This window comes from Intrasporangium chromatireducens Q5-1, assembly GCF_000576575.1.
Lineage (GTDB): Bacteria > Actinomycetota > Actinomycetes > Actinomycetales > Dermatophilaceae > Intrasporangium_A > Intrasporangium_A chromatireducens.
Map to the genome: position 1 here is coordinate 1 of NZ_AWQS01000178.1, position 7,766 is coordinate 7,766.

A 7,766-nucleotide genomic window follows, 5' to 3' on the forward strand; every position below is an offset into this window, starting at 1 on the left:
CTCGCGGCCGCGGCCGACGCCGAGCGCGCCGAGCTGGCCACCGAGCTGGCCGAGCTGCGGGCGTCCGTGCGGGCCGAGAAGCTGGGCGAGGTGGCCGCCGAGTTCGACGCGGTGCACAGCATCCACCGAGCCGTCGACGTCGGCTCGGTCGACGAGGTGATCGAGGCGCGCGAGCTGCGCCCGAAGATCGTCGACGCGCTCGAGTCGCGTCTGGGGACGGTCCCGCGTCCCTGATGCGGCTGGGCTCAGCCGCGGAGCCGGGCCAGGACGAGCCCGACCGGGATGCTGACGAGCAGGAGCACGACGAGTGCCGAGAAGAGGGCGCGGACCCAGCGGGGCCCGCGCCCTCCTCGCACGCCAAGGACCACGAGCGCCAGGGCGACGACGAGGACGGCGGCGAGCTCACCCGTGAGCCGACCAGCCGGTGCCCGGTCCGGTGAGAGGACTCCTCGACCGGTCGCCGCGCAGACAATCTACGCCCGGGCCCCCGCGGCTTTCGCATCCGCGCCCAGCGGGAGAAGCACGTGGTGCCGGCCACCCCGATGAGGTATGCCGCCCAGCTGAGCGAGCTGGGCGGCATACCCGCTGCTGGGACGCACGGGGCGCGCTGCCCGCTCAGCCCCTACGGTGGAGGAGGTGGACTGGTTCACGGCCGACGGCTACTGGATCGGCCGCCTCGTGTTCCAACGGGCGCTGGCGGCCATCTATCTCGTCGCGTTCCTCGTGGCGGTCAACCAGTTCCGGGCCCTGCTCGGCAGCGACGGGATGCTGCCGATCCCCGACTACCTGCGGCGCGTGTCGTTCCGGCAGGCTCCCAGCCTGTTCCACTGGCGCTACTCGGATGCCCTCTTCGCCGGCGTCGCCTGGACCGGGATCCTGCTCTCGCTCGTGACCATCGGTGGCCTCACCGACCGGTTGCCGCTGCCCCTGACGATGCTCGTCTGGGCCGTGCTGTGGGCGCTCTACCTCTCAATCGTCAACGTCGGCCAGCGCTGGTACGGCTTCGGCTGGGAGAGCCTGCTGCTCGAGACCGGCTTCGTCGCGATCTTCCTCGGCAACGCGTCGACCGCGCCGCCCCTGCTGCTGCTCCTGGGACTGCGCTGGATCCTGTTCCGGCTCGAGTTCGGCGCCGGCCTGATCAAGCTGCGCGGTGACCCGTGCTGGCGCGACCTCACCTGCCTCTACTACCACCACGAGACCCAGCCGATGCCGGGCCCGCTCAGCTGGTGGTTCCACCACCTCCCTCGACCCCTGCACAAGGTCGAGGTCCTGGCCAACCACGGCACCCAGCTCGTCGTGCCGTTCGGGCTCTTCCTCCCACAGCCGGTGTCCGGGGTCTGCGCCGGCATCATGGTCGTCACCCAGCTGTGGCTCGTCATCAGCGGCAACTTCGCGTGGCTCAACTGGATGGCCATCGTCCTCGGCCTCTCGGTGCTGCCCGACGCGTTCTGGGGCTGGCTGCTGCCGATCGACCCGAGCCACCCGGCCGGCGCCACCCCGACGTGGTGGGTCGTGCTCGTCTGTGCCGTCTCGCTGCTCATCCTCGTGCTCAGCTACCGTCCGGCCCGCAACCTCGTCTCGCGCCACCAGGCGATGAACGCGTCCTTCGACACGCTGCACCTCGTCAACACGTATGGCGCGTTCGGCAGCATCAGCCGGGTCCGCTACGAGATCGCGGTGGAGGGAATGGTCGAACCCGAGCCCGGCGAGGAGCCGCAGTGGCGTGAGTACGAGTTCAAGGGCAAGCCGACCGGCCTGCACCGCTGGCCGCGGCAGTTCGCCCCGTACCACCTGCGGCTCGACTGGCTCATGTGGTTCGCGGCGATGTCGCCCTCCTACGCCATGCCGTGGTTCCCCCGGTTCGTCGAGCGGCTGCTCCGCGCGGACCGGGACACGCTGAAGCTGTTGCACCGCAGCCCGTTCGGCGACCGACCGCCGGCCGTGGTGCGAGCCCTGCTCTACCGCTACGAGTACACGAGCTGGGCCGAGCTGCGGGCCGGCCAGGGGTGCTGGAGCCGTCAGCTCGTCGGTGAGTTCCTACGGCCGGTCACCCGCGAGGACTTCTCAGCCAGCGGGTGAAGAGGAAGCCGTCGCGCTCGTAGACGGCCCCGAGCCGCATCGGGTGCGGCGTGGCCAGCGACGGTCCGCTCGTGATCCTCGGCTCCGCGCCGGCGACGACCACGGGCGAGACGGCCAGGCACAGCTCATCCACGAGATCCGCCGCAAACAGTCCGCCCAGCACCCGCGGACCACCCTCCGAGAGGACCCGCGGCAGGCCCTCGGCGGCGAGCCGGCCGACGGCCGCCACGAGGTCGACGGTGTCCTCGCCGACGACGAGGACCTCTGCGACGGCGCGGGCGGCCACGAGCCGCTCGGGCGCCGCCTGTTCGGTGGTGAGCACGAGCGGACGTTCGACGGCCGCCGTGAACGCGCTGGAGCCGAGGTCGAGGTCGAGCGCGCGGCTCAGGACCGCGAGCCGGGGGGCCGGTGCCTGGCCCAGCTCCCGGCGGCGCTCCACGAGCTCGGGGAGGGCACGCACCGGCCCGTAGCCCTCGGCACGGATCGTGGCGGCGCCGACGAGCAGCACGTCGCACAGGGACCGCAGCACGTGCAGCAGCTCCTGGTCCGCGGGCCCCGTCAGCGTCCCGACCCGGCCGGCGAGCGTGGCGGCTCCGTCGATCGAGGAGACCATGTTGACGGTGACGTGCGGGGCGGGACCGTCGGGGGCCAGGTCGGCGGCCCGGTCGTGGCCGTCGGGCCGGGGGTGACCCGCAGGCCGGGCGTAGGCCTCCGCCGCGCGGACGACGCCACCTGGAGCCGGGTGGAGCTGGTTGAGCGTCAACACGCGAACGATCCTTGCACGCCCGCTCCGAGGTAGGTTGAGCCAGGACCGTGCGCCACCGACGGCGCATCGCCTCTCCGGCAGGCCGAGGAGGAACCGTGGGCCCACTCGACGTCCACCCAGCCGCGCCTCGCCGCCGGCCGCTCTCCATCTGCCGGCCGGATGGGCGGCGCGCCGGATGAGGGTCATCGTCATCGGCGCCGGCCTCGCCGGGCTGTCCACGGCCTGCCACCTGGTCGGCTCGGGCCACGAGGTGACCGTCGTCGAGCGACAGGACGGGCCGGGAGGGCGCGGCATCCGACGCACCCAGGACGGGTTCGCGTTCGACACGGGCCCGACGGTGCTGACCATGCCCGGCCTCCTCGCAGATGCCGCCGCCGCGGCCGGGAGCCGGCTGGCCGACCTCATCCACCTGGAGCGCCTCGACCCGGCCTATCGCGCGGTCTACGCCGACGGCAGCGAGATCCGGGTCCGGCATGGGATCGAGGCGATGCGCGACGAGATCGCCGCGACGTGTGGACCGGACGACGCGTCCGCCTTCCCGCGTTTCGCCGAGTGGCTGCGCCGGCTCCACGACGTCGAGATGCCGCACTTCATCGACGCCCAGTTCGACAGCCCGCTCGACCTGCTTCGCTCCCCGGTGGCGGCGGCGACCCTCACCCGGCTCGGCGGCTTCCGCCGGCTTGGACCGGTCATCCGCAGCTGGTTCCGGGACGAGCGCCTGCACCGCCTCTTCTCCTTCCAGGCGCTCTACGCCGGCCTGCCGCCCGACCGGGCCCTCGCGCTCTACGCCGTCATCACCTACATGGACAGCATCGAGGGCGTGTGGTTCCCAGCCGGTGGGATGGGGCAGGTGCCCGCGGCCCTCGCCGCGGCCGCGGAGCGTGGCGGGGCAGAGCTGCGATACGACACGTCGGTCCGGCGGCTGATCCGGGACGCGAACGGCGCGGCCGCAGGAGTCGAGCTCGACTCCGCCGAACGCCTCCGCGCCGAGGCGGTCGTCTGCACGCTCGACCCGCCCACCGCCTACCGGCTCCTGCTGCCGGAGCTGCGTCCTCCCCGAGCCGTGCGCGGGGGCCGCTACTCGCCGTCCGCCGTCGTCTGGCATGTCGGGGCGCGCGGCGAGCCCGGTCCGGGCATCGGCCACCACAACATCCACTTCGGCACCGAGTGGTCCAGCGCCTTCCGGGCACTCGTCGACGACGGTCGGCTGATGCCGAGTCCCTCCCGGCTCGTGACCGTCCCCACCCTGAGCGAGCCGCAGCTCGCGCCGGCCGGTCACTCGGTCCTGTATGTGCTCGAACCGGTCCCGAACCTGACCGGCACGGTGGACTGGCGGCGGGAGCGGGAGCCGATGCGGGAACGTCTCGCGATCTTCCTGGCGCAGAACGGGTATCCGACGGACGTGGTGACCGAACACCTGGTGACGCCGCTGGACTGGGCGCGCGACGGCATGCACCTCGGCACGCCCTTCGCCCTGTCGCACACGTTCGGGCAGACGGGACCGTTCCGGCCCTCGAACCTCGAGCGGCGCGTGCCGGGACTCGTGTTCGCCGGGTCCGGGACCGTCCCCGGCGTCGGGGTCCCCATCGTGCTCATCAGCGGCAAGCTCGCCGCGGCACGGGTGCGGGCCTACCTGCCCGACGCCACTCCTCCTCCGCGCCGGACGGTCCGGGCCCCGCTGTGACCACCGGCGTCCACCCCGATGCCGTCCTCGCGGAGGGCTACCGACGGTGCGCCACGATCACCCGACGCCATGGCACGACGTACTACTGGGGCACGCTGCTGCTGCCACCGGCACGACGACGCCACGTCTACGCCGTCTATGCCCTGTGTCGGCTCGCCGACGACATCGTCGATGCCCCCGGGGCGACCGCAGCCGCAGCGTTGGCCGGGACCGACCGCAGGCTCGACCAGCTGGCCCGGACGTTTCGCAGCGCCGTCGCCGACGGGACGCTGTCGCCGACCGACCCGGTGCTGCGGGCCGCCGTCAGCACCGTGCTGGCCTGCGCGATTCCCGACGACTGCTTCCACCGGTTCTTCGCCTCGATGCGCCAGGACCTCAGCACATGCGGCTACGAGACGTGGCAGGACCTGCTCGACTACATGGACGGCTCGGCCGCCGCCATCGGCGAGATGATGCTGCCGGTCCTCGGCGGCGACCCGGGTGCGGCTCGGGGCCCGGCCCGGGCGCTCGGTCTCGCCTTCCAGCTGACCAACTTCCTGCGCGACGTCGGCGAGGACCTCGACCGAGGGCGGGTGTACCTGCCCAGGGAGGACCTGCGCCGGTTCGGTGCCGACCCCTGGTCACGACGGGTCACGCCCGCGTGGCGCGCCCTGATGCGCTTCGAGATCGAGCGCAACCGCGCGCTCTACGCGGAGGCGGACAGCGGCATACGGCTGCTGCCCGCGGCGTCCGCGCGATGCGTGGCCACGGCGCGGATCCTCTACGCGCGCATCCTCGACCGGATCGAGGCCAACGACTACGACGTGTTCCGCGTCCGCGCACGGGTGCCGACCTGGCGCAAGGCCGCGCTCAGCACGCGCGTTCTCGCGCTCGGGCCGCCCGTCGGACCATGACCAGGAAGGGAAACCGATGAACGTGACGACGTGGCGAACGGACGGGCGGGCCGCGGTGGCGCCGACCGCGCGCTCGAGCAGCGCAACCGGCGAAGGACCTCACCTCGGCCCGTTGCGCTACCTCCCGGTGGTGCCGCGCGACCGGCCTTGCGAGACGTGGCGACAGGCACGCCCGGGGCGGATCAAGCGGTCCTTCGACGCCGCGCTGGCCAAGAACCCGGGCGGGTGGCACGTCGTGGGCGCCTCCTCCGACCTGGGCCGAGGCCGCTCGCTGGCCCGCTCCGTGCTCGGGCGCGAGATCGTGCTCTGGCGCGATGACCACGGAACCATGCAGGCCGGGCCGGGCGCCTGTCCACACCTCGGTGCGCTGCTCGACGACTGCGAGGTCATCGGCGGCCGGGTGGTGTGCCGGTGGCACGGCCTCGCCCTGGGGCCCGGCGTGCGGCCCGACTGGCGCACGCTGCCCTGCCACGACGACGGGGTGCTGCTCTGGGTGCAGGTGCCGACCCCCGCCGAGGAGCCCACTGATGCTCCGGTGGCCTGCGCACGCCCGCCCCTGGACCGCTCGATCCCGACCGTGGTGTCCCTGCGCGGGGTCTGCGAACCGTCGGACGTCATCGCCAACCGGCTCGATCCGTGGCACGGTGCGTGGTACCACCCGTACGCCTTCAGCCACCTGACCGTCGACGATGCGGCGTCGACGGACGAGGTGCTGACGGTGGAGGTGGCCTTCCGGGTGTCCCGCCGATGGGGGGTCCCCGTGCGTGCGGAGTTCACCACGCCCGACGCACGGACCATCGTCATGACCATCGTCGAGGGCGAGGGGGCCGGCAGTGTCGTCGAGACGCACGCCACGCTGCTCGGCCGGGACCGCGACGGGCGTCCCCTGTCGGTCGTGACCGAGGCGACCATCGCCCACTCGGACCGGCCCGGCTTCACGGGAGCACGCGTGCTGGCTGCGCTCGTCCGGCCCGCCGTCGCCCGGACGGCGCGGCGGCTCTGGGTCGATGACCTCGCCTACGCCGAACGGCGCCAGCAGCTGCGTGCCCGGGGGGAGACCTACGGTTACTGACCCCAGCGCCACCTGGCCAGGACGTCGCCGCGCCTCGTGGGCGCGCTCCATTGACCCGGGCCCCCGTCCAGGTCGTTTCTCGGCCGGACCGAACGGGTAGGTCGGGGCGAGCATCGGATCGCCTCGAAGCGGAAGGAAACCCGGATGAATGATGACGAGCTGAAGACCGTCCGCGACATCATGACGGACGTGCGCGTCGCAATGTTGACGAGCACCGGGGAGGACGGCACGCTGCGCAGCCGTCCCCTCACGACCCAGGACGTGGAGTTCGACGGAGAAGCCTGGTTCTTCGTCAGCCGAGACGCCGACGTCGCGAAGGAGGTCGCCGCCCGACCCGACGTCAACGTGGCCTACAGCGGCTCGAGCTCCTGGCTCTCCCTCGCCGGACGGGCTGAGATCGTCGTCGACCGGGAGCGCAAGAGGAAGTACTGGAACAACTTCGTCGAGGCCTGGTTCCCCGACGGCAAGGAGGACGACAGCGTCGTCCTGCTCAAGGTGTCCGGGACCTCGGCGGAGTACTGGGCCGGCGCCGGTCGGGTGGCGGCCCTGGTCGACATGGCGAAGGCACGCCTCACCGGCACCCGCCCGAGCGATGCCGGGGACAGCAACACCGTCGAGCTCTGAACGAGGGTCCGGTCAGGCTCCCGGCCCCAGGCGGCGGCGCGCTGCATGGGTCAGGCGGCCGCGCGCTGCGTGGGCCAGGCGGCGCCCGCGGCCCTGCACGGGGACGGTCCACACGTCGTGCCCCGGCAGCCCGCGTCGCTGCAACAGGACGTTGGCGGCGAGCCAGCCCGTCGTGGCTGCTCGCTCCATGAGCGCGACGGGATGTTCGCACCGGACCCCGTCGCCGGCGAGGACCACCCTCGGGTCGGGGGTCACGACCCCCGGCCGGTCCCCCCACGAGTCGGTGCCGGCGAGGGGGCAGTCGTGGCGCAGCAGCCACTCGTCGTGCACCACTCGGGCATCGGCGAGCTCCGGGTGGATCCGCGCCAGCTGCGCCCGCAGCTCGTGGCGCAGTCGCGCCTCGTCGACGCCCTCCGGCAGGGCGTAGGCGTGCAGCTCGACGACGCAGCCGCCCGTGCCGGCCGCCCACGACCACGCGTGCGGCTCCATCCGGTCGATGAAGGAGACGTTGTCGAGCGGCCCGTAGCCGGTCGTGCCGAGGAAGGGTGGCGGGTCGAGGGTCGGTCGCCGGTCGAGCCAGAGCCGCCACACCGCGAAGGGCGGCGCGCTGCGGAGCCCCGCCAGCCGCGACCGCCACGGGGCGTCCCC

The 7,766-nt window shown here is 73.1% G+C and carries 8 protein-coding genes and 1 pseudogene; 7 read left to right on the plus strand and 2 right to left on the minus strand.

Annotated elements, in window-relative coordinates; genetic code table 11:
- From N864_RS25100 to N864_RS16520, 3 genes and pseudogenes are all read left to right on the plus strand, one after another.
- Positions 1-234: pseudogene (locus N864_RS25100) on the plus strand (hypothetical protein); the annotation flags it as partial.
- On the plus strand, positions 234-440 hold the full coding sequence (locus N864_RS16515; protein ID WP_034719318.1) for a hypothetical protein: 207 nt from the start codon (positions 234-236) through the stop codon (positions 438-440). The pseudogene N864_RS25100 and the gene N864_RS16515, both read left to right, overlap by 1 nt.
- Before the next feature lie 196 nt (positions 441-636).
- Positions 637-2,079, plus strand: a complete 1,443-nt coding sequence (locus N864_RS16520; RefSeq protein WP_034719322.1) for a lipase maturation factor family protein — start codon at positions 637-639, stop codon at positions 2,077-2,079.
- Here the strand turns inward: N864_RS16520 and N864_RS16525 are convergent.
- Positions 2,048-2,845 (minus strand): pyrimidine reductase family protein, encoded by a 798-nt coding sequence (locus tag N864_RS16525; protein ID WP_051518704.1) that lies wholly within the window; start codon positions 2,843-2,845, stop codon positions 2,048-2,050. The genes N864_RS16520 and N864_RS16525 overlap by 32 nt on opposite strands.
- 175 nt (positions 2,846-3,020) lie before the next feature.
- On the opposite strand from N864_RS16525, the gene crtI reads away from it, so the two are divergent.
- From crtI to N864_RS16545, 4 genes are all read left to right on the plus strand, one after another.
- On the plus strand, positions 3,021-4,529 hold the full coding sequence (crtI, locus tag N864_RS16530) for a phytoene desaturase family protein (RefSeq protein ID WP_034719324.1): 1,509 nt from the start codon (positions 3,021-3,023) through the stop codon (positions 4,527-4,529).
- Entirely contained in the window at positions 4,526-5,422 is an 897-nt protein-coding gene (locus N864_RS16535) for a phytoene/squalene synthase family protein (RefSeq protein WP_034719327.1), read from the plus strand. Before crtI ends, N864_RS16535 begins: the two co-directional genes overlap by 4 nt.
- Before the next feature lie 16 nt (positions 5,423-5,438).
- Positions 5,439-6,494, plus strand: coding sequence for a Rieske (2Fe-2S) protein (locus tag N864_RS16540; RefSeq protein ID WP_081793961.1), 1,056 nt, complete (start codon positions 5,439-5,441; stop codon positions 6,492-6,494).
- A 144-nt stretch (positions 6,495-6,638) separates the two neighbouring features.
- Entirely contained in the window at positions 6,639-7,118 is a 480-nt protein-coding gene (locus N864_RS16545) for a pyridoxamine 5'-phosphate oxidase family protein (RefSeq protein WP_034719330.1), read from the plus strand.
- A 12-nt stretch (positions 7,119-7,130) separates the two neighbouring features.
- Here N864_RS16545 and N864_RS25105 read toward each other — a convergent pair.
- Positions 7,131-7,766: FAD-dependent oxidoreductase (locus N864_RS25105; RefSeq protein WP_338033653.1), on the minus strand; the 636-nt coding region annotated here is incomplete at its 5' end.

Coding starts and splice junctions, on each gene's coding strand:
- N864_RS16515 (WP_034719318.1), top strand. CDS start 234: ATGCGGCTGGGCTCAGCCGCGGAGCCGGGCCAGGACGAGCCCGACCGG.
- crtI (WP_034719324.1), top strand. CDS start 3,021: ATGAGGGTCATCGTCATCGGCGCCGGCCTCGCCGGGCTGTCCACGGCC.
- N864_RS16540 (WP_081793961.1), top strand. CDS start 5,439: ATGAACGTGACGACGTGGCGAACGGACGGGCGGGCCGCGGTGGCGCCG.
- N864_RS16545 (WP_034719330.1), top strand. CDS start 6,639: ATGAATGATGACGAGCTGAAGACCGTCCGCGACATCATGACGGACGTG.